The sequence below is a fragment of the Pontivivens insulae genome, from assembly GCF_900302495.1.
GTDB classification, from domain to species: domain Bacteria; phylum Pseudomonadota; class Alphaproteobacteria; order Rhodobacterales; family Rhodobacteraceae; genus Pontivivens; species Pontivivens insulae.
The window spans coordinates 196,299-217,384 of sequence record NZ_OMKW01000004.1; the positions used below are offsets into that span (position 1 = coordinate 196,299).

General features: G+C 60.2%; 22 protein-coding genes and 1 tRNA gene. 15 read left to right on the forward strand and 8 right to left on the reverse strand.

Annotated features, from left to right (window positions below; all coding sequences use genetic code 11):
- Positions 1 to 33: 33 nt before the first annotated feature.
- Both ettA and POI8812_RS15050 read right to left on the reverse strand, forming a co-directional pair.
- Positions 34 to 1,689, reverse strand: coding sequence for an energy-dependent translational throttle protein EttA (ettA, locus tag POI8812_RS15045; protein WP_108783432.1), 1,656 nt, complete (start codon positions 1,687 to 1,689; stop codon positions 34 to 36).
- Positions 1,690 to 1,833: 144 nt separating this feature from the next.
- Entirely contained in the window at positions 1,834 to 3,303 is a 1,470-nt protein-coding gene (locus POI8812_RS15050; RefSeq protein WP_181377207.1) for a GAF domain-containing protein, read from the reverse strand.
- A gap of 248 nt (positions 3,304 to 3,551) precedes the next feature.
- Between POI8812_RS15050 and POI8812_RS15055 the strand changes: the two genes are divergently transcribed.
- The 3 genes from POI8812_RS15055 to POI8812_RS15065 all read left to right on the forward strand — a co-directional run bounded on the left by POI8812_RS15055 (position 3,552) and on the right by POI8812_RS15065 (position 5,292).
- Positions 3,552 to 4,046 (forward strand): MOSC domain-containing protein, encoded by a 495-nt coding sequence (locus POI8812_RS15055; protein WP_108783773.1) that lies wholly within the window; start codon positions 3,552 to 3,554, stop codon positions 4,044 to 4,046.
- A 63-nt stretch (positions 4,047 to 4,109) separates the two neighbouring features.
- Positions 4,110 to 4,628: a hypothetical protein gene (locus tag POI8812_RS15060; RefSeq protein ID WP_108783434.1), complete on the forward strand. Its 519-nt coding sequence runs from the start codon at positions 4,110 to 4,112 to the stop codon at positions 4,626 to 4,628.
- 64 nt (positions 4,629 to 4,692) lie between these two features.
- Positions 4,693 to 5,292, forward strand: a complete 600-nt coding sequence (locus tag POI8812_RS15065) for a nicotinate-nucleotide adenylyltransferase (RefSeq protein ID WP_245895440.1) — start codon at positions 4,693 to 4,695, stop codon at positions 5,290 to 5,292.
- Here the strand turns inward: POI8812_RS15065 and POI8812_RS15070 are convergent.
- Together POI8812_RS15070 and POI8812_RS15075 are read right to left on the reverse strand one after the other, a co-directional pair.
- On the reverse strand, positions 5,289 to 5,699 hold the full coding sequence (locus tag POI8812_RS15070) for a (R)-mandelonitrile lyase (RefSeq protein WP_108783436.1): 411 nt from the start codon (positions 5,697 to 5,699) through the stop codon (positions 5,289 to 5,291). The two genes, POI8812_RS15065 and POI8812_RS15070, sit on opposite strands and share 4 nt — an antisense overlap.
- A 58-nt stretch (positions 5,700 to 5,757) precedes the next feature.
- Positions 5,758 to 6,177 (reverse strand): tellurite resistance TerB family protein, encoded by a 420-nt coding sequence (locus tag POI8812_RS15075; RefSeq protein WP_245895441.1) that lies wholly within the window; start codon positions 6,175 to 6,177, stop codon positions 5,758 to 5,760.
- Between the two features lie 93 nt (positions 6,178 to 6,270).
- Between POI8812_RS15075 and POI8812_RS15080 the strand changes: the two genes are divergently transcribed.
- Positions 6,271 to 7,857 (forward strand): lysine--tRNA ligase, encoded by a 1,587-nt coding sequence (locus POI8812_RS15080; RefSeq protein WP_108783438.1) that lies wholly within the window; start codon positions 6,271 to 6,273, stop codon positions 7,855 to 7,857.
- Between the two features lie 73 nt (positions 7,858 to 7,930).
- The gene (locus POI8812_RS15085; RefSeq protein ID WP_162844978.1) at positions 7,931 to 9,643 is read left to right on the forward strand and encodes a response regulator; all 1,713 of its coding nucleotides are present in this window, start codon (positions 7,931 to 7,933) and stop codon (positions 9,641 to 9,643) included.
- A 6-nt stretch (positions 9,644 to 9,649) separates the two neighbouring features.
- Here POI8812_RS15085 and POI8812_RS15090 read toward each other — a convergent pair whose 3' ends face one another.
- The 4 genes from POI8812_RS15090 to uvrB form a co-directional block, all read right to left on the reverse strand.
- The gene (locus POI8812_RS15090; RefSeq protein ID WP_162844979.1) at positions 9,650 to 11,929 is read right to left on the reverse strand and encodes a glycosyl hydrolase family 28-related protein; all 2,280 of its coding nucleotides are present in this window, start codon (positions 11,927 to 11,929) and stop codon (positions 9,650 to 9,652) included.
- A gap of 191 nt (positions 11,930 to 12,120) precedes the next feature.
- Complete coding sequence (locus POI8812_RS15095; RefSeq protein ID WP_108783441.1) at positions 12,121 to 12,525, reverse strand: DUF4864 domain-containing protein; 405 nt, start codon at positions 12,523 to 12,525, stop codon at positions 12,121 to 12,123.
- Positions 12,526 to 12,634: 109 nt separating this feature from the next.
- Complete coding sequence (locus POI8812_RS15100; protein ID WP_108783442.1) at positions 12,635 to 13,078, reverse strand: hypothetical protein; 444 nt, start codon at positions 13,076 to 13,078, stop codon at positions 12,635 to 12,637.
- A gap of 115 nt (positions 13,079 to 13,193) precedes the next feature.
- The gene (uvrB, locus tag POI8812_RS15105; RefSeq protein WP_108783443.1) at positions 13,194 to 15,380 is read right to left on the reverse strand and encodes an excinuclease ABC subunit UvrB; all 2,187 of its coding nucleotides are present in this window, start codon (positions 15,378 to 15,380) and stop codon (positions 13,194 to 13,196) included.
- A gap of 305 nt (positions 15,381 to 15,685) precedes the next feature.
- Here uvrB and POI8812_RS15110 point away from each other — a divergent pair, with 305 nt between their 5' ends.
- From POI8812_RS15110 to rimI, 10 genes are all read left to right on the forward strand, one after another.
- Complete coding sequence (locus POI8812_RS15110; RefSeq protein ID WP_146186183.1) at positions 15,686 to 15,901, forward strand: hypothetical protein; 216 nt, start codon at positions 15,686 to 15,688, stop codon at positions 15,899 to 15,901.
- A gap of 98 nt (positions 15,902 to 15,999) precedes the next feature.
- The gene (locus POI8812_RS15115) at positions 16,000 to 16,311 is read left to right on the forward strand and encodes an ETC complex I subunit (protein WP_108783445.1); all 312 of its coding nucleotides are present in this window, start codon (positions 16,000 to 16,002) and stop codon (positions 16,309 to 16,311) included.
- A gap of 9 nt (positions 16,312 to 16,320) precedes the next feature.
- A tRNA-Arg gene (locus tag POI8812_RS15120) sits at positions 16,321 to 16,397 on the forward strand.
- Between the two features lie 7 nt (positions 16,398 to 16,404).
- Positions 16,405 to 17,520: an alpha-D-ribose 1-methylphosphonate 5-triphosphate diphosphatase gene (locus POI8812_RS15125; RefSeq protein ID WP_108783446.1), complete on the forward strand. Its 1,116-nt coding sequence runs from the start codon at positions 16,405 to 16,407 to the stop codon at positions 17,518 to 17,520.
- Between the two features lie 4 nt (positions 17,521 to 17,524).
- On the forward strand, positions 17,525 to 18,139 hold the full coding sequence (locus tag POI8812_RS15130) for a LysE family translocator (protein WP_108783447.1): 615 nt from the start codon (positions 17,525 to 17,527) through the stop codon (positions 18,137 to 18,139).
- A gap of 66 nt (positions 18,140 to 18,205) precedes the next feature.
- Complete coding sequence (locus POI8812_RS15135) at positions 18,206 to 18,664, forward strand: universal stress protein (protein ID WP_108783448.1); 459 nt, start codon at positions 18,206 to 18,208, stop codon at positions 18,662 to 18,664.
- Between the two features lie 101 nt (positions 18,665 to 18,765).
- Positions 18,766 to 19,275 carry a peptide-methionine (R)-S-oxide reductase gene (locus tag POI8812_RS15140; RefSeq protein WP_108783449.1) on the forward strand — a complete coding sequence of 170 codons (510 nt, stop codon included), beginning with the start codon at positions 18,766 to 18,768 and terminating at the stop codon, positions 19,273 to 19,275.
- Positions 19,276 to 19,403: 128 nt separating this feature from the next.
- The gene (locus tag POI8812_RS15145) at positions 19,404 to 19,964 is read left to right on the forward strand and encodes a NifU family protein (protein ID WP_108783774.1); all 561 of its coding nucleotides are present in this window, start codon (positions 19,404 to 19,406) and stop codon (positions 19,962 to 19,964) included.
- Between the two features lie 4 nt (positions 19,965 to 19,968).
- On the forward strand, positions 19,969 to 20,616 hold the full coding sequence (gene tsaB, locus POI8812_RS15150) for a tRNA (adenosine(37)-N6)-threonylcarbamoyltransferase complex dimerization subunit type 1 TsaB (protein ID WP_245895442.1): 648 nt from the start codon (positions 19,969 to 19,971) through the stop codon (positions 20,614 to 20,616).
- Positions 20,616 to 21,047: a ribosomal protein S18-alanine N-acetyltransferase gene (rimI, locus tag POI8812_RS15155; RefSeq protein WP_108783451.1), complete on the forward strand. Its 432-nt coding sequence runs from the start codon at positions 20,616 to 20,618 to the stop codon at positions 21,045 to 21,047. Before tsaB ends, rimI begins: the two co-directional genes overlap by 1 nt.
- Positions 21,048 to 21,086: the final 39 nt, after the last annotated feature.

Below are 21,086 nucleotides of genomic sequence, written 5' to 3' on the forward strand. Positions count from 1 at the left end.
CTTCAACCTATGCCAACTCCATACATTAGCCACTCACCGCACAAACTTCTTGAACTTCATCCGCTTGGGCTCAAGCGCATCGGCGCCCAGTCTCCGCTTCTTGTCTTCTTCATAGTCTTCGAAGTTGCCTTCGAACCACTCGACATGGGCTTCGCCCTCGAACGCGAGGATGTGTGTGCACAGGCGGTCGAGGAAGAAGCGGTCGTGGGAGATGACCACGGCGCAGCCTGCGAAATCGACGAGGGCGTCTTCGAGGGCGCGCAGGGTTTCGACGTCGAGGTCGTTGGTCGGTTCGTCGAGCAGCAGGACGTTGCCCGCTTCGCGCAGCAATTTGGCCATGTGAACGCGGTTTCGCTCACCCCCTGACAGGAGCGAGACCTTTTTCTGCTGGTCCCCGCCCTTGAAGTTGAAGGCGCCCACATAGGCGCGGGCGTTCATCTCGGCATCGCCGAGCTTGATGACGTCCTGACCGTCGGCGATCTCTTCCCACACGGTCTTGTCGTCTTCAAGCGCGTCGCGGGATTGATCGACATAGCTCAGCTTGACGGTATCGCCATATTCCACCGTGCCCTCATCAGGCTGCTCCTGCCCGGTGAGCATGCGGAAGAGCGTGGATTTACCCGCGCCGTTCGGGCCGATCACGCCGACAATGCCGCCGGGCGGCAGGGAGAAGGAGAGGCCGTCCACCAGCGTCTTGTCGCCGTAGGATTTCTTGAGGCCCTCGACCTCGATGACTTTCGCGCCAAGGCGCGGGCCGTTGGGGATGACGATCTGGGCGCGGCCGATCTTCTCCCGCTCGGACTGGTTGGCGAGGTCGTTATAGCGGTCGATCCGGGCTTTCTGCTTGGCCTGACGGGCCTTGGCACCCTGCCGCATCCACTCAAGCTCACGCTCAAGGGTTTTCTGGCGGGTCTTGTCCTCACGTGCTTCCTGTTCGAGGCGCTTGGCCTTCTGCTCGAGCCAGCTGGAATAGTTGCCCTCGTAGGGAATGCCGCGGCCGCGGTCGAGTTCGAGGATCCAGCCGGTGATGTCGTCGAGGAAGTAACGGTCGTGGGTGACGATCAGGATCGTGCCCTTGTAGTCGATCAGGTGGTTTTGCAGCCACGCGATCGTCTCGGCGTCGAGGTGGTTGGTCGGCTCGTCGAGCAGCAGCATGTCGGGCGCTTCGAGCAGCAGTTTGCAGAGTGCGACGCGGCGCGCCTCCCCGCCGGACAGGTTCTCGACCTTGGCGTCGTCGGGCGGGCAGCGCAGGGCCTCCATCGCGACGTCGATCTGGCTGTCGAGATCCCAGAGGTTCTGGGCGTCGATCTGGTCCTGAAGGGCCGTCATCTCGTCCATCGTCTCTTCGGAATAGTTCATGGCGAGTTCGTTGTAGCGGTCGAGGATCGCCTTCTTCTCCGCCACGCCGAGCATCACGTTGCCGCGCACGTCGAGTTCTGGGTCCAGCTTCGGCTCCTGCGGGAGGTAGCCGACCTTGGCCCCCTCGGCGGCCCAGGCCTCTCCCTGAAAGTCCTTGTCGAGACCGGCCATGATTTTCATCAGTGTGGATTTACCCGCGCCGTTGACGCCAACAACGCCGATCTTCACGCCGGGCAGGAAGGACAGGCGGATGTTCTCGAACGTCTTTTTGCCGCCGGGATAGGTCTTGGACACGCCGTCCATGTGGTAAACGTACTGATAGGCTGCCATGGGAATGCTCCGCGCAAGGGGACTGTCTGATTTGGGGGCAGATGTAAGGTTTTTGTGGCGGGGGGGCAATCGGCCAGAGGGGCATGTGTGCACTCTGGCAGGACCTGGTGCTCACGCCGGGCCTGTGTGCAAAGCGCGTCTGGCCTAGCCCTTTTGGAGGTAGTCGAAGGGGATGGTCAGCGTGTGGTGCACGCCTGACGTGGCCCAATCGGATTTAAGACGACCGCGCATCTGCGCGTTGACCGTCATTTCGATCAGTTTGGATCCGAAGCCCTTTGCCGTCGGCGCAGCCGCAACGGGCGGGCCGCCGTTTTCACCCCACTGGAAGGTCAACACCTCGGCCCCGTCATCATCCGAGAGAGCCCAGGTGACATCCAATTTGCCCTCCGATGCTGACAAAGCACCGTATTTTGCCGCGTTGGTTGCCAGTTCATGCAGCACGAGCGCGAGGCTCGAAGCCGTGCCCGGTTCGAGGGGGAGGGCGGGGCCTGCAAGCGTCACCGCATCTGCGCCGCGCATATGCGGCTCCAGAAGCGCTGCTGTCAGCGTCTGGAGCGTGACTTGCGACGTCTCAAGCTGTTCACCCGATATGGCCGGTTGGATCAGCGCATGGGCGGCGGAGAGAGCCTGAACACGACCGCGCAGTGCGGTAGCCATATCATCGGGTGTTGTGCTGTTGCGCGCGGTCATGGAGATCATGCCAGATACAACGGCGAACAGATTTTTTACGCGGTGGTTGAGCTCATGCGCGAGGAGCTTTTCCCGCTCTGCCGCTTCCTTTTGCGCGGTAATGTCGCGCACGGTGCCGATCAGACGGACTGGAATACCGTTTTCAAAGCTTGCCTGCCCCATCGCGTGCATCCAACGCATCTCACCACTGTCGGGGCGGTAAATGCGCATCTCAATGTCATGCTGCCCAGTTCCATCCGGGTCGAGAGAGGCGGCAACGTCCGCCTCCCACATCTGGAGGTCATCTGCGTGGATGGATTGCTGGACGGCTGCAAAGACATCCGCAACATCAGTCGCCACACCCCAGATTGCGTAGAGCTCTTGGTCCCATCGCGTCTGCTGGGTGCGCGGATCGAAATCATATGTTCCAACTTGTCCGGCATGTAGCGCGAGGCGGAACCTTTCCTCTGCCGCGGTGGCCCGTTCGGCGAGATCGGCGTTGCGTACGACCTCGTCGCGCAGCTTGATTTCCGTCTCGATCCCGGCGGCGATATCGGTAAGGGTCGCAAGCTCCGCCTCCGTCCAATCGCGCGGCTCTGACTGGATGGCGCAGAACGATCCCAATACCTGGCCGTCAGGGGCGTGCAGTGGCACGCCAAGATAAGCAATCACGCCAAGATCACGGATGGCCAGATTGTCCTGCACCAACGGATCCTCGCGGGCATCGTGCACGGTCAACGGGGCGTCGGAAGTAACGACATGCTGGCAGAAGGAATGGGTAAGCGGTGTCTCGCGTGCGGTCGCCGTAGGTTCTGGCAGGCCGGTTTGCGCCTTGAAAAACTGTCGCTGCCCATCGACGAGCGAGACGAGACCGACGGGCGTTCCCAGAAGCCGCGTCGCAAGGCGAACTGCGCGATCGAATGCCTCTTCCGGTGGGGAGTCCATCAACTGCGTTTTGGAGAGGGACGCCAATCGCGCAGCACCGTCCAAGCGGACGCGATGCTGAGAATAAGACGTGTTAACAGTGGATTGGCGTGATTCCATAGTGGACGTCACTTATCATACATTTGTGTCAGGTATCCTCAAAAGTGCAGTAGGTAGTTAAATTGAAATGAATTTCGCGAAAGCGGTGTATTGCCATTTCGTCCCTTGCGGCCGGACAGCCCGGCTGCATGCCAGAACAGGAAGATGACATGAGCCGTCTTGCCGAGCTTACTTCAACATTTCCGAGGACAGGTCGCATTGAGTGGATCGGCTTACGGGGGCATCGGAAGTCCGAAATGTCGGTCGCTCTTGAGGCTGAGGTCACGTTGGCTGGGCTGGCCGGCGATCATGCCCGGCCCGGCAAGCGTGCGCTGACGTTGATCCAGTCAGAACATCTTGGCGTGATCGCGGCATTGAGCGGGTTGGAACGGCTTGGGCCAGAGATCCTGCGCCGGAATGTCGTGGTGTCCAGCATCAATCTGACTGCGTTGAAGGGGTGCGAATTGCGGCTGGGGACGGCGACGATCCGTCTGACCACCGTATGCGCCCCGTGCAGTCGCATGGAAACGGCATTGGGTGAGGGCGGATATAACGCGATGCGCGGCCATGGCGGCTATTGCGCGGAGGTGTTGGTGCCGGGTCGTATCGCGATTGGCGATGCGCTTGATCCGGTGGTGGACGATCAGGACTTGGCAAAGCTGTGATGCATTTGCATTTTTGGCCGCGCACCGGACAGGTCGGTGCCGAAGTTCAAAGGACCACGCCCCATGCCCCGCCTCCCGCTTTTCCTGACCGTCTTTCTGATCTGTTCGCCGGCAGCCTTTGCCGACGGTCATCTGACCTCTGACCGAGAGGTGGGCTGTCTGGATGTGGTTGCCATCACATCGGACATGACACCGCCGGATTTGATGAATGGAGTTTATGCCTGTGTGGCTGAGGACGATTACGACCGCGCAATCGGGCTGTTTTTCACATCGCTGGCGCGCGCTCGTTTCGATGAGGAGCGGGTGGTGGATGAAAGCGCCCATGCTGCGCTGAGCGCGCTGCAGGGGACGGTGCGCAGCGCGCTCGACAGTGATCAGCAGGGGGCGTTGATGGCGTCTTATTCTGCCGCGCGGTCTGACCTCGCGACAGCCTGTGCTCCGATTGTCGCACTGGGGGTGCCTGCGCACGATCCGGCGTGGATGCTGGCCCATGGCGAGGCGCCCGAGCTGGGTCTGGTCGCGGATTTCGATGCTGACGCGGCGTGGGACATGGGCCTGCAGTTTCTCGTTTGCCCGCGTTGAACGGTTGACAGGTCAGGGCGCAGTTTCGACAAGGGCTGACGCGCCGTTCCGGGGGAGGTCTCGCTTGCGCCAGTTGCCACATGCCACACCCGGCTTGCGTGTCGGTCTGTTGGGCGGGTCTTTTGATCCGGCCCATACGGGACATGTGCACATCACGCATGAGGCCCTGCGACGGTTTGGGTTGGACCGCGTATGGTGGCTCGTAAGCCCCGGCAATCCGCTGAAGGCTGACGCCCCCGCAGCGCTGGAGCGCCGTTTGGCGGCGGCGCGGGCGATCATGCAGCATCCGCGGGTCGAGGTCACGGATGTCGAGGCGCGCCTTGGGACGCGTTACACCGCTCAGACCCTCCAACGGTTGTCGGTGCTTTATCCCGGCGTTCGGTTTGTGTGGCTGATGGGGGCCGATAACCTCGCGACCTTCCACAAGTGGCAGAATTGGCGGGGGATCATGCGCTCGGTTCCGGTGGGCGTGCTGGCGCGACCGGGGGAACAGGTGCGCGCGGGGCTGTCCCCGGCGGCCAAGGCCTTTGCCCATGCGCGTATCGAGGACAATCAGGCCGCGGGCCTCGCCATGATGGATGCGCCGGCCTGGGTCATGCGCACCGGACCGACGGTCGATCAAAGCTCGACCGCAATCCGGGCCAGTGGGGCGTGGCAGCGCTAGGCCGGTTGACGGCCGTAGTCGGCGTCAGAGACGTGTTCTTCCCAATCCGTACTTTCCCCGTCGCGCTCTTCCTGCATGGCGATATGGGTCATTGAGGTGTCGGGGCCTGCGCCGTGCCAATGGCGAATGCCGGGGGCGATATAGACTGTGTCACCGGGGCGGATCACCTGCGGTGCTTCCCCCTCTAACGCGACGAGGCCCTGACCGGCAGTGACGTAAAGCGTCTGACCCAGCGGATGCGTGTGCCAGGCTGTGCGCGCGCCGGGCGTAAAGGTGACGCTCAACGTGCGCAGTGCTGCCGGGGCAGGCGTCTCGATGATCGGGGTCATCCAGACCTGTCCGGTGAACCATTTCTCTGGTGCGGACCGGGTCGGTCGGTCGCCGTTGCGGTGGATCGTAAGGCTCATCAAACGCTCTTTCATCTGTCTGGAAAATATCCCCGCCGGAGGCATCCGGCCTTCGCCCTTACTTGGGAAGGCGGGCATGGCGGGCGCGGGCGCCCCGCTCGATCGCGGCAGAGGTCAGGCGATCGACATTCAGATCGTGGCGCAGAATCTCGAGCAGGCGCAGCTCCTCCATCTGGATGTCGCCATCGGCGGCGGCGACATCGCAGGCGAGCGCGTAGGCGGTTTCATTCAGCGTACCGGGCAGGCTTTCCCCGACGAGGCCGACAAGCGCGTCGATGCCATCTTCATCCTCGAAGAGATCGAAGACGATCTGGGCGACGGTGGGGACATGGGCGGGGTCATAGCCGTCGAATACCGGCAGGACCGAAATCATGCGGGAGATGCTGTCCATCTCCACATCCTCCAGCGTGCCATCGGCGGCAGAGGTTGCGATCATCGTTGCGACGAGCGCGTCTTGTGGCGTCAGTTGGGCGGACATTGGGTCTCTCCTCATACTCGGTTGGTCCCGATATATTGACGCGGGCCAGAGCGCTCAATAGGTGTGCGCGCATTCTCAACCGGAGACCTGACGATGACTGACATGCGCGACGAGGCAATGACCGCAAAAGCCTGGCCTTTCGAGGAGGCGCGCAAGCTCGTCAAACGGTTTGAGAAGCGGCCGCCCGCGAAGGGATATGCGCTGTTCGAGACGGGCTATGGTCCATCCGGCCTGCCCCATATCGGCACGTTCGGAGAGGTCGCGCGGACCACGATGGTGCGCAATGCGTTCGAGATGATCTCTGACATTCCCACCAAGCTGATCTGCTTTTCCGACGACATGGATGGGCTGCGTAAAGTTCCCACCAATGTACCGAACGGAGAGATGCTGGCGCAGGACCTGAACCTGCCTCTGACGCGGGTGCGTGATCCGTTTGGCACGCATGACAGCTTTGGCGCGCACAACAATGCGCGGCTGATGGCGTTCCTCGATTCCTATGGGTTCGAGTATGAGTTCGCCTCGTCCACCGACTATTACCTTTCTGGCAAGTTTGATGAGATGTTGCTGCGGGCCTTGGACCGCTTCGACAAGATCCTCGACATCATGTTGCCGACATTGGGTGAAGAGCGGCGCGCGACTTATTCACCCTTCCTGCCCGTCAGCCCGAAGACGGGCCATGTGCTTCAGGTGCCGACGCTGGAGCGCAATGTCGAAAAAGGCACGATTGTCTATCAGGAGCCGGACGGGGAGAAGGTCGAGATCCCGGTCACGGGCGGCCATGTCAAAATGCAGTGGAAACCTGATTGGGCGATGCGTTGGGCCGCGCTTGGCGTGGATTACGAGATGTCGGGCAAGGATCTGATCGACAGCGTCACCCAGGCCAGCAAGATTTGCCGTGCGCTGGGCGAGCCGGTGCCGGAGACGCTGACCTATGAGCTGTTCCTCGACAAAGAGGGGCAGAAAATCTCCAAGTCCAAGGGCAATGGTTTGAGCATGGAAGACTGGTTGACCTATGCGTCGCCGGAGTCGCTTTCGATGTTCATGTATCAAAAGCCCAAGACAGCGAAGCGTCTGCATTTTGATGTGATCCCCAAGGCCGAGGATGAGTACCACCAGCACCTGCGCGCCTATCCCGAGCAGGAGGCCAAGGCCAAGCTGGGCAATCCGGCCTTCCACATCCATGGCGCGGACGATGTGCCGGGCAGTGATATGGAGATCAGCTTTTCCATGCTGCTCAACCTCGCCAGTGCTGCGAGCGCCGAGGACAAGGACGTGCTGTGGGGCTTCATCCGCAAATATGCGCCAGACGCCACGGCGGACAGCCACCCCGGCCTTGATGCCGCGGCGGGCCATGCTGTGCGTTACTTCCAGGATTTCGTGAAGCCTGCGAAAGTCTATCGCGCGCCGACCGAGCAGGAGCGTGCCGCTCTGGCCGACCTGCGCGACCGGCTTGCCGCTTGGGACGGAGCAGTTGAGGCCGAGGCTTTGCAATCGGAAGTGTTTGCTGTCGGAAAGGCCCATGGGTTTGAGCCGCTGCGGGCGTGGTTCTCTGCCATTTATGAGGTGCTTCTTGGCGCAAGTCAGGGTCCGCGCTTTGGCGGGTTTGTGGCGCTCTATGGCCTCACCGAAACGGTTGCATTGATTGACAGCGCCCTTGCAGGCGACTTCGTCGCAGGCTGAGCAGGAGCCCACGCTTTACGCAAGCGCTTTCATTCCCTAAGACGGAATGGGGGCGCATCTGTCGAGGTGGGTCATGGCAGGGTATGCGTCAGCGCGCACGTTGAGCGAGCTGGAACGACAAAATCGTGTTCTGAAGAACGACTTCGTCGGACGAACCCTTGCGCTTGGAGCCCTGTTTTCGATTGTTGGTCTGCGGATTGGCCCGGCGGTGCCTTTGGCGGCAGCCATTTGTTACCTGTGCTCTGAAGCAGCGTCGTTCCGGTTTTTTGCGCGATACCCCACGGCCCCAACTGTCGTGACTTACAGCGGGCTTGTGATCAGTGGTGTAACCGGTGGAGCGTCAGTGGTCATCGCGATGATCGCCTTGTGGCGTTTCGGTGCGGACTATGAGCGCTATGTCGCAATCATTGGTCTGACTGGTGCATTGATGCATGTCATCCTTTTGCGGACGCCGCATATGCCGCTGGCCATCGCATCAGCCCTTCCTGTGATGCTCTCATTCTTCGTGCTTGTGGCGTTGTTCTACCAGGAGACGCAAGACGTCACTTTTCTGATGATCAGCACCTTCGGTGCAATCGTTCTGATCGTTTATTTTATCAACGGCATGCTGTCGTTGAACCGGATGCAGACAGAACTTTTGAACGCCCGCACGAAAGCGCTGGATGCCAGCGCGGGCAAGACCCGCTTTCTGGCGACGATGAGCCACGAGTTGCGGACACCGCTGAACGCGATCATGGGGGTCAGTCAGCTGCTGAGAACAGATCTTTCCAGCGCCGAGACGCCGCGCCGGATCGATGCGTTGGCGGAGTCGGCACTTTCAATGCGCGAGATTGTGGATGATGTGCTCGACATCCAATCAGTGGAAAATGGTCACATCGAGATCCGGCGGCGGCCGTCGCGCCTGGTGAAGCAGATACAGGCCATCGTGGATCTGCATCAGCCGCTGGCCCAGTCGCGGGGCTTGCATTTGAGCCTGCGGGTTCTGGATGGGGTGCCCGAGGTGGCGTCTTTTGATCCACTGCGCATGCGGCAGTGTCTGACCAACCTTCTAAACAATGCGCTGAAATATACTGAGGAAGGTTCAGTCCGTGTTGTTGTGATGCAGCCGGATACCGAGGATTGCCTGCATATTGAGGTCCGCGATACCGGGCCGGGTCTGCCCGCGGGGGTTCGCGAGCACCTGTTTGAATTGGGGCACAAGCCGACCGGCGGGGAACGTGTTGCGGGGGGTGCAGGCTTAGGGCTTTCGATCTCGCGCGGGATTGCGCGGGCGATGGGGGGGGATGTGAGCCTTTATCGGACTGGTCCGGCCGGGACGACATTCCGCCTTAGCTTCCCGGCCCCGTTGGCTGAGCTGCCGACATCCGGCTCCGCCCTCAAGCCATCTGCGGGAGAGATTGATCCGGCTGCTGTTGCGGCCCGGATCCTGGTCGTTGATGATGTAGAGACCAACCGTATGATCACCGAGGCGTTTCTGCGCGCTGAAGGCCACCAGACGGAGAGTGTGTCCGGTGGATATGCTGCGCTGGACAGGTTGGAGGCCGGGGGCTTCGATCTGGTCCTGCTCGATATGAACATGCCTGATCTGGATGGTTTGGAGACGTTTGCAAAGATCCGCGAGATCGACGTCGATCTGCCCGTGATCGCCCTGACTGCGGATGCCTTGCCAGAGGATCGCACACGCTATCTGGCGCATGGTCTGGACGGATATGTGCCCAAGCCCGTTGATCGGGTCGCGTTAATACAGGAGGTGCACGCGCATCTTCGAAATGCGCGTGCGGCCTGAGTGCAATCAGGTTGGGATGTCGCCCCAGATCGTCATCTGAACCGTGCCGCGCACGGATGTGTACCAGTTTAATCCAACCTGCGAGCCGTCGACGCCGTGTTGCAGGCTGACCGTCGGCAGGCGTCCATCATAGCCGTTGACGTCTGACAGCGGGGCGGGCGCACTAGCCGCCATGGCGCGGCCGCCAAAGGGCAGTCGCCCGCCGGTCTGTACATCCCAGCTGGTCTTGTTGAAGAACTCGTTGAAAGACACGACCACCGGTGACTGAGTGCGGATGGTGACTTCCTCGAACGCATTGTTCTGAAAGACGACATTGCGGAACTGGCTGCTGTCAAGCGAGCCCCAGGTCGTGTCGACCTTCTCGACCCGGAACATCTGGCCGCCGCCAATCGTCTTGAACGCATTGTCCGTCACGATATAGCCGTCGAGCCTGCGCGCCGTCGCGGTCGGGCGCACGACGAGATAGGCAAAATCATTTCCGACGCCTGACGCGGTAAAGATATTCCCGGTGATCGTGAGGTTGCCATAGGGCCGGTTCGACGTGCGGTTGGCGGTGTGTTCGTTGGTCAGTTCGACGAAGGCGTTGTCGATGTAGTTGCCCGTCAGTGTGGACTTCACACTTGCATTACAGAACACGATGCCAGCGGTGCGGGGCGCATTTCCGGCGACATCGTCGCCTTGCCAGAAGTGGTTCCCAACGATCAGGTGCCCACCCCCCGATAGCACGGCCCAATGCTTGAATTGCACAGCGCGGTTGTTGCGTAACTTGATGTCGTTCTTGTTGGTGTTCAGTGCGATGACCGTCCGGTCCACGACATTGTCGGGCATCTGGGATGACAGGAACTCGTTCCCTTCGATGGTCATGCCGTTACAGCCCTCGCCAATCGAGGTAATGCACCGGTCAGCCTGTTGCAGGAACCAGCAATCCTTGATGTGCCAGGCAATCCCATCGCGGGGCAACATGATCGCTGAGTTGCGCGCGCCGCCGTGGAACTCCACCTGATGAAAGACCTGGCGGCCCAGAAATTCCCACCCTGAATAGTCGAGCATGTAGCGGTCGCGGGTGAAGGTATAGCTTTGCGACGCGGCGACGGCGAAGAGCGGCTGGCTGAGCGTCAGTTCCCCTGCAGCGGTGTCCACTTCACGCACATAGACCTCTCGCCCGACGCCCGCGCCCGTGATCCGGCTGCCAACCTCAATCGTGGCAATGTTGGCGACGGATGTAAGCTTGAGATTATTCGACGTCGAGTAACTGGCTGTCGAGGTGGTCGTGGTTGTGTCCCAGGTCCCCGAACTGGATGTTTCGATACGGCCATTGCGGATCACTCGGCGGGAGTTGAGCCGGTCGCGATCAGCCACGATGGCCTGTACGTCGATCGGTCGTGTCAGCAAAATGCGGCGACCATTCAGATCGAGGCTGTCATGGTCGGTGAAGCCATAGAGCGCCTGTATGGCCCGCTCCAATGCGATCTGCTCATCCCCAAACGCATCCATATAGGTGTCGAAGCAGTAGTTTTCGGTGAAGGCGATCCGACCGGGCGAGGCGTTCGATATTGTGCCGGTAAAGCGCATATGCGCGTCCATCGTGATGGATTGTCCGATGAAGTAGGTGCCTTCCGACACCAGAACATCACGTCCATTCGCTGCAGCGTCCGCTTCGAGAAACGCGACGGAGTCGTCCGTGACACCATCGCCGACCGCGCCATAGTCGCGCACGTCAACCCAATCCATCAGCGTGCGGTGGAAGGCCTCTGTCGCATCTTCAATACGAATGGATTCGATGCGAACGACGGCCCCATTGTCGCCTGTGATATCGAGGCCGAAATGTCCGAATTGTGCCGTTGGTCCCCAGCCCATATCGACTCCGGACCGGTTCCCCGCACCCACAATTGCGGTGATCTCATACGGTACGCCGTAATTGGCCAGGAACGTCTCAGGACCGGTGGTCAGCACATTTGCAACCGCGCCACCGCCCGCCCCGCCGGCGTAAGCTGCAATACGGACATTGGGTCGGTTGCCCCCGACAAGTTTTACCCGCGCGCTGATCTTGAGATAGCAGCCGGGCGTGACCGGTGTTTCGGTAAAGGAGCGGAGGCGCTGAATGGTTTCAGTCTTGGTGATCTCCAGACAGTCACCGAAATCGGCATCCGCTGTGACAATGAAGGCATCCGCTGCGCCGAGATAACTCGCATCCCCCGGACGTCCGTCCACGCGCGACCAAGCCGACAGGCCGTCAGCGAATGCGGGGGGCATAAGGGTGATGCCGTCTGTAATGACTTTGTTCATGATCCAATCCTTTCGCGCGATCCGGCGCGCGGATGGATCCGAGTGGGTCAGGGAGCAGCCCGGCACAGGCAGGGAGAAATTCGGATCACAGCCCCGTGGCCGGATCGGGTCTGCTCTGAAAAAAGGCCACCGCATGCGCAGATGGCCCGGTTTTTCAGCGATACAGGTTGAGCCGTTAAGGATCAGTTAACTTACGTGCCGACGCCCGTGTTGGGCAAAAGCGTCACACCATTGATCTGCCAGCCCTCGTCAGTTTCGATCAGCGTGTATTCCGCAACATGGGTGCGCCCGCGCAGATCCTCAAAGATGACCCGCTGGATCCATGCGTCACCATCGGGTTCGCCCACCCCGAAGCGGCTGGCGGATGGACGCCATATCATCGGATAGCCGTTCATGACCATCTGCCCGAACCGGTCTGGTGTTCCGAAGAGGCCCTTGATGGTGGGGGAGGCGTAGGTGAACGCCTCCTCAAAATCGTCGCGTTGAAAGGCGTCGAGTTGGCTTTGGATGACTTCGCGGGCCGCAGCCTCATCCGCAGTGGCCTGAACCGGCCACATCAACGTCAGAAGGACAATTGCCCTCAATATCACTTGCATCACGAACCCTCCAAACAACCATTGCCCTTACTTACGGGACAGGATGCGAAAAGGTTTCAAATCGGCGCTGGTATTTTGCGAAGATGATCAACGGCGTGCCGATCCAGCATTATCCCGGAACGCTATCGGGCAATTCGACACGCAGACCGCGATTGGATCTCAGGCTGTCCTGCCAGGGTATGTCGACCGCACGGCATGCGACCTGAACACTGTCTTGCAGATCATTCAGGTTGAGCGGGGTCATCCACCGGGTGCCGCTGACGACACGTTGATCGTCAAGATAGATGATTGCGCCGTCCAGAAATCTGTTGCCGATGAAGTCAATTGCGAAACGTCCGCCGCAGACATGCGTCTGACCCTCGATATTCTCGAAGCCGACACGCGTGCCCATGCCCGCGTCGTTCATGCCGGTCGTTCCATAGGCCGTCCGCCCGAAACTGCTGACCGACAGAACATAGTCCTTTTGCATTACGGCCGTCGCATCGGGATTGGTGTGCGGTGCGGCGCAGCCCGAAAGGAAAAGCAGGGCTGCCGCGCAAATATTTCTGATCATGTGTGTCCCCTTGTAGGGGGGCACGATTTGCACAACTCGGCAGGCACCGACGGTGACAAAAGCTACATTCAACCCATAAATTTCATATCGGGACGGATCGCCGAATGCTGACGGATCAGAATTTCTTCTGGGTCTTGCCGTAGCGCACGCGGGTTCCGCCGCGACCAGCCGTCGATCGGCCCGATTTCTTATCGCGCTCGGCCACGGCCTTGGCGACCTCTGACTGTCGGGCCATTGGGTCATCTGCGATGGCAAGGTCGATGGCCTCAAGCCGCTTGACCTCGTCGCGGAGGCGGGCGGCTTCTTCGAATTCGAGGTTCTCTGCGGCCTTGATCATCTCCTTGCGCAGACCTTCCAGATGCGCGGCGAAATTGTCGCCATGCATGGGTTTGTCGATCTTGGTGGTGACGCGGCTCTGATCGGTGTCGCCCTTATAGAGCCCGGCCAGAATGTCTTCGACGTTCTTCTTGACCGTCTCAGGCGTGATGCCGTGTTCCTCATTATACGCCATCTGCTTTTCGCGGCGGCGGTTGGTTTCGCCCAAAGCCCGTTCCATCGAGCCTGTAATCCGGTCGGCATACATGATGACCCGCCCGTCCGCGTTGCGTGCGGCACGTCCGATGGTCTGGATCAGGGAGGTTTCTGATCGCAGGAAACCCTCTTTATCCGCATCGAGAATTGCGACGAGGCCGCATTCGGGGATGTCGAGCCCCTCCCGCAACAGGTTGATGCCCACCAGCACATCGAACACACCAAGGCGCAGGTCGCGCAGGATCTCGATCCGCTCGACCGTGTCGATGTCGGAGTGCATGTAGCGGACTTTGATCCCCTGTTCATGCAGGTACTCGGTCAGGTCCTCGGCCATGCGCTTGGTCAACACCGTCACGAGCACGCGGTAGTTGTCTGCAGCCACTTTGCGGATTTCGTCGAGCAGATCATCCACCTGCATCTCGACCGGACGGATCTCCACCGGAGGATCGAGAAGGCCCGTTGGCCGGATCACCTGCTCGGTAAAGACCCCGCCCGCCTGTTCCAGTTCCCAGGCGGACGGCGTCGCCGAAACGTAGATGGATTGGGGCCGCATCGCGTCCCATTCTTCGAACTTGAGCGGGCGGTTGTCCATGCAGGACGGCAGGCGGAAGCCATGCTCGGCGAGCGTGAACTTTCGCCGGTAATCGCCTTTGTACATGCCGCCGATCTGCGGAACGGAGACGTGGGACTCGTCCGCAAATACAATCGCATTGTCGGGGATGTATTCGAAGAGCGTTGGCGGTGGTTCGCCGGGCGCACGGCCTGTCAGGTAGCGCGAATAGTTTTCGATCCCGTTGCAGACGCCCGTGGCTTCAAGCATCTCGATATCGAAATTCGTGCGCTGTTCGAGGCGCTGCGCCTCAAGCAATTTGCCTTCGTTCACGAGCTGATCGAGGCGCTGCTTGAGCTCCTTCTTGATGGACTGTACGGCCTGCGCCATCGTCGGGCGCGGCGTAACGTAGTGGGAGTTTGCGTAGACGCGGACCTTCTCCATCACGCCCTGTTTCTGCCCGGTCAGCGGATCGAATTCGGTGATGCTCTCCAACTCCTCGCCAAAAAAGCTCAGCTTCCACGCCCGGTCGTCGAGGTGGGCGGGCCAGATTTCGAGGCTGTCGCCGCGGACACGGAACGAACCGCGCTGGAAGGCCTGATCGTTGCGGCGATATTGCTGGGCGACCAGATCGGCCATGACCTTGCGCTGATCATACTCTTTGCCAACCATCAGGTCTTGCGTCATCGCACCATAGGTCTCCACCGATCCGATGCCATAGATGCAGGAAACGGACGCCACGATGATCACGTCATCGCGTTCGAGCAGGGCGCGGGTGGCCGAGTGCCGCATCCGGTCAATCTGCTCGTTAATCTGGCTTTCTTTTTCGATATAAGTGTCTGACCGAGGGACGTAGGCCTCGGGCTGGTAGTAGTCATAGTAGCTGACGAAATACTCGACTGCGTTATCGGGGAAGAAGCCCTTAAACTCCCCATAGAGCTGAGCGGCGAGTGTCTTGTTGGGCGCGAGGATGATGGCGGGGCGCTGAGTTTCCTCAATCACCTTGGCCATGGTGAAGGTCTTACCCGTACCGGTTGCGCCCAGCAGGACCTGATCTTGCTCCCCGTCATTCACGCCGTCTGACAGTTCCCGAATAGCCGTTGGCTGATCGCCTGCGGGATTGAAATCCGTTTTCATGACGAAGCGTTTGCCGCCCTCAAGCTTTTCACGATCCGGTCGGACAACTTCGGGCAGGACAATGGCGTCGACAGTGGTGTTCATGTTTTCGTCCTACGCTGTTCCCATCCAACATAGTGATGTGGCCCGGGCATTCAAATGCGACACATACCTCTAAAATGCCGGACATCGAGTCTGCTGACATCCGTTGCCAGCGGCGATGGCTGATTTAAATCCTGTCGGGCAAGCAGCAATCCTTTGGCGGCGGGTGTGCCACCCACCCACCCACAACTCCGCACCCGTCGCCGGGGAACCCCCCTCCACTTTTTTTCGCTCGGCGGGAACTCGCCGACGCCCGGCTGCGTTAGTGCGGTACATTTGAAAATTTATTTTAATCAATGGAGTATGTTATGCGCCAAGCGATAAACGGTGTCTTCGTTTTAGGATTTGCCTTTGTAGCCCTGATCTTCGCAACCGCGCCTGAGCCGGCAGAAGGGGAGGTGGAGCGTTTGGCACATCACATGATTGGAAGTGTGCAAGGTGCGAGTGGTGCGTATTTCGACACGCTCTACGCGGCACGCAATGCAGCCGAACCGGCCGAAATTCGGGTCGCGTTGCTGGACTAATTTTAGCCAGACCTTTTCATGATGATCGCGTCGACGCATCCCTTGCGTCGGCGCTATTTTTTTATATACCCGGTCTTATTGGATCAGGAGTGCTCACCATGGTTGCCCGCATCTATCAGCCTGCAAAGACCGCTATGTCATCTGGTACTGCCGGAACACGTCAGTGGGTTCTCGATTTCGAGGCGGCTGAGGCAAAGCGAATTGATCCGCTGATGGGCTGGCAGGGGTCTGGTGATACTCAAGGGCAAGTGCGTTTGAAGTTCGCAGACAAGGATTCTGCTGTTGAATATGCACGACGTCACGGTATTCCGCATCAGGTGATCGAGCCCAAATCCCGCGCGGCCAACATCCGCGCGCGTGGCTATGGCGACAACTTTGCCCATGACCGTAAGGGCGCGTGGACGCACTGACCCCATTTAGGCCCCTTAGCTCAGCTGGATAGAGCAGGTGACTTCTAATCATCAGGTCGGGGGTTCGAATCCTCCAGGGGTCGCCATTTTTTCATGACACGGGCGCTGACATTCGAGGGCGCCAAGGTTCTGCGGCCGGATGGACTGACGGGCGGAAGCGTTTGTGTCGAGGGCGATCAGATCGTCGAGCGGGGCGGTCGCCAGGTTGATCTTTCCGGCTATCTTGTTCTGCCCGGAATCATTGATCTTCACGGTGATGGCTTTGAGCGTCACCTGGCGCCGCGCCGTGGTGCGCTTGCAAACCCCCTGGCCGGATTGGCGGCTTTGGATGCGGAACTGGGGGCCTGCGGTGTGACAACGGCTTGGCTTGCGCAGTTCTGGAGCTGGGAAGGCGGCATGCGTGCGCCAGCTTTTGCGCGCGAGATGGCCACGGCATTGCAGAACTATCCTGCGCTGGCGGATCTGAGGATGCAGCTTCGCCTTGAGACCCATCTGACGGACCAGATGGATGAGGTTGCAGAATTCGTACGGTCGAGCGGCATCGACTATGTGGTGTTCAACGACAATCTGCCGCATCGCGCCCTGGAGGCTGGAAAGGTGCCGCCAAGATTGACGGGTTCAGCCCTGAGGTCAGGGCGCTCACCTGAGCAGCATCTCGCCATCATGCAAGCTGCGCATGCGCGAGGCGCGGAGGTTCAGGCCGCGCTGGGGCGTTTTGTCTCCCAGTTACCAGGTGTGACGTTTGGCTCGCATGATGATGCGACGGCTGAGAGGCGGGCGTGTTTCGATGATCTGGGTGCGAAGATCGCAGAGTTTCCGATGGCGGCTGAGGCTGCTGTCGGCACGGTCGTGATGGGGGCACCCAATGTGGTGCGGGGCCGATCCCAGCACCGCAATCTGGCCGCGGCTGACGCGATCGCTTCGGGGGCGTGTCTGGCGCTTGCGTCGGATTATCACTATCCATCGCTTGCGCAGGCGGCCTTTAAGCTGATGTCGGGGGGAATGCGGCTGCCCGAGGCTTGGGCGCTTGTGTCTGCGGGACCGGCGCGCCTCATCGGGCTCGCCGACCGGGGCAGGATTGCCACCGGTGCCCGCGCCGATCTTGTGTTCGTGGAAGAAGATACCTTGCGTATTCGGGGCACTATGGCCGGGGGCCGCTGGACATGGCTTCAGGACGACATGATGCAGCGGCTTTTGACGGTGGATTGATCTGATGACCACAGCCTTGGTTCTGCTCACCTTCGCATTGACGCACCTCGCGGCTGTCGCAAGTCCGGGGCCGTCCTTCCTCCTCGTATTGCGGGAAGCTGCGGCAGGCGGCGCGCGCAGGGGATTGCTTGTTGCCTTCGGTCTTGGCCTTGGAACGCTGATCTGGGCCGTGGGGGCTTGGTTTGGTCTGGCCGCTCTCTTCGAAATAGCACCTTGGCTTTTGGTCGGTTTGCGCTGGGCGGGAGCGGCTTTTCTGCTCTACCTTTCCGTGATGCTGTGGCGGCATGCGCGCGCGCCGGTGCAGGAGGCGGAGGTGGGCGCTGCCGCGCTCTCAACATCGGCGATTCGGGTCGGTTTGTTAACGCAGTTGGCGAACCCGAAGGTTGCAGTGTTTTTCGGGTCCATCTTCGTTGTGATCGTGCCGCCGGAGCCGGGCGGCGGGATGCTTCTGGCGATCTTCGTGATCGTTTTTGCAAACGAGTTCCTGTGGTACGCGCTGGTTGCGCTGCTGATGGCGGCTGAGGGAGCGCGCAGGCGGTATCGGCGGGCCAAACCCTTGATCGACCGGATCACCGGGACCTTTCTGGGAGCGTTGGCGCTGCGCCTGCTGGCCAATTGAACAGGGGCTTGTCAGCCGCGTGCGCCCACGTCACGCTGGACGCAGCCGAACATTTCGGGGGGGAATATGCGCAAATTTCTGGTCGTGTTGGATGATAGTCCGGAATGCGTGAACGCAATCCGCTTTGCCGCCATGCGGGCCTGTAAGACCGGTGGCGGTGTGCAGATCCTGTCGGTCATTCAGCCAGAGGAGTTCCAGCATTGGATGGGCGTTGGCAATTTGATGCGCGCAGAGGCACGCGAGAAGATTGAGGAACGGTTTGCGTTTTTCCGCGAAAAGATGATGGAAAACGAGGGGATTACCCCTGAGCTAATCATCCGTGAGGGTGAAACGGCGAAGGAAGTTCTCGACCAGATCAAGAGCGATCCGGAGATCGGTGTGCTTGTTTTGGCCGCTGGCACCCAGGGTGACGGGCCGGGACCACTGGTCAGCCAGTTGGCTGGCCGCATGGCAGCCAATATGCCGGTGCCTGTGACAGTCGTGCCCGGTGAAATGACGTTGGAGCAAATCCGCGCCGTCTGTTGATGGGCAAACCTGTTCACGCTTAGGTGTCAGAACGTGTTTTGCCTGTTTAGCGGGTTCTCCCCAAGTGTCGGATCATCTGATCTAACTCGTGGAGTACCCCAATGGCCAAGATGCAAAGCCGCCGTGCGTTTCTTGCAAGCACGGCATCCGGGGCGGCACTGGCGCCTCTCGTCGCGACCCAAGCGACCGCCGAAGTCGACCCGATCATTTATGAAGTTCAGCGCTCTGACGCGGAATGGCGCGCTATATTGGAGCCTGAACCCTATCGCATTTTGCGAGAAGGCGGGACGGAGCCGCAATTTTCTTCACCGAAAGTCAGCGATTTTCGCGCTGGAACATTTCAGTGCGGTGGCTGCGATTTGACGGTCTACTCGTCTCAGTGGCGTGCTGTTGTCCAGAAAGGCTGGGTCTTCTTCGACCACAGTGAGCCGGACACCGTGCTGACCGGAATTGACGGCGCCGTCAGCGAATACGGGCAGATGTCCGCCGAAAACACCAACATCGAGGCGCATTGCCGCAGATGCGGCAGCCATCTGGGACATATCGTTCACATAGAAGGGCGCATTCGCCATTGTATCAATGGCTTCGCGCTCAACTTCACACCCGCCTAACGGTTGGGGAACTTCGGCGCGTGAGCTTGCTCATGCGCCGCTTTTTGGAATCATTCCAAATCAATCTTGAATGTTTCTGTCGGAATGGGCATTTTAACGAGCGAACCGTTATTCAGGAGACCCGTGCGATGTTTATCCAGACCGAGGCGACCCCGAACCCCGCGACCCTCAAGTTTCTGCCTGGTCAGGCTGTGATGAGCGCGGGCACCGCCGATTTTCCGAGTGCTGAGGCGGCAGAAGCCTCTCCGCTGGCAAAGCGCATCTTTGCGACTGAAGGCGTTGCAGGCGTCTTTTTCGGACCGGATTTCGTGACGATCACGAAGACCGACGCCGTCGCTTGGGAGCATATCAAACCCGCGTTGCTTGGCGCGATCATGGAGCATTTCCAGTCCGGCCAGCCTGTTATGGACGGCGATGCAGGAACTGTTGGCCATGCAGAGCATGATGGCGAAGACGGGGAGATTGTGGGCCAGATCAAGACGCTGCTCGACACCCGCGTACGCCCGGCCGTGGCGCAGGATGGTGGCGATATCACGTTCCACGGATTTGACCGCGGCGTTGTCTATCTGCACATGCAGGGCGCATGTGCCGGATGCCCATCCTCGACCATGACGCTCAAGCACGGAATCGAAAACCTGCTGCGTCACTACATCCCTGAAGTCACCGAAGTCCGCCCCGTGGGCGTCTGATCCGGTGATCCTTTGTTTTGATAGCTCGGCCGCGCATTGCGCGGCCGTTCTCGTCTCTGAAGGGGCAGTTCTTGCGCAAGCGCGTGAGGAAATGGCGCGCGGCCAGGCGGAGCGGTTGGTGCCTTTGCTCGAAGAGGTTCTGGGGAACGCAAAGGTTGGCTGGGGCGAGTTGACCGCGATTGGTGTTTGTGTCGGACCCGGCAACTTCACCGGTATTCGCATTGCGGTCGCCGCTGCGCGGGGGCTGTCGCTATCCGTTGGAGTCCCTGCGATCGGTATTCCGTTACTGGACACATTCGTTGCGCAAAGCGGCCCGGTTCTGGCATTGGCGGATGCTCGGCAAGATCGGGTTTATGCGCAGGTTTTCCGAAATGAGATCCCCCAAGCCGACATCGAACTGACAGACATGAAGAAATTGGCGCTGGCCGCGCCGCAACCTGATTGGACCGTCATCGGGCACCGGGCAGAAGAAGCGGCAGCGCTTTTGTCAGCACAGGCATGGGAGGCGCGGGAGCGGGTCGATCTGCTGCGCCTGGCGCATCTGGTTGAGATGCGTATCGCGGATGGACGATTGGAACGCGCCGCACCGCTTTATGTCAGGCCAGCGGATGCCGCACCCTCATCCGAGCCTGTGCCGGAGATGCTTGATTGATGGTGCCAGAGGATCTCGCGAAGCTGCATGCCGCATGTTTTGATGAGGCTCCGCGACCGTGGACAGCAGAAGAGTTTCGAGAGGTCTTGGCCTCACCTCGGCAATTTCTCGCCGGGGTACGTCGTGGTTTCGCCGTGGTTCAGGTGATAGCCGATCAGGCCGAACTGCTCACGATCGCTGTCGATCCGGCGGCACGCGGGCAGGGGATCGGAACCGAACTTATGACGTTGGTTTGCGAGATGGCGCAAGCGCGGGGCGCTGTTGAACTGTTTCTGGAAGTCGACGGAACGAACGCTGCGGCGCGGGCGCTCTATGCGAAGACCGGGTTCACGATTTCTGGCCAGCGGCGCAATTATTACCGGCGTAAGGATGGAACCGCGACGGATGCGTTGGTGATGGCGCGACCGCTCGTCACGCCACGTCAGGGCTGACCTTTCGCGGCTCTCCGCTAGGCTGGCGCAAAACGAGGG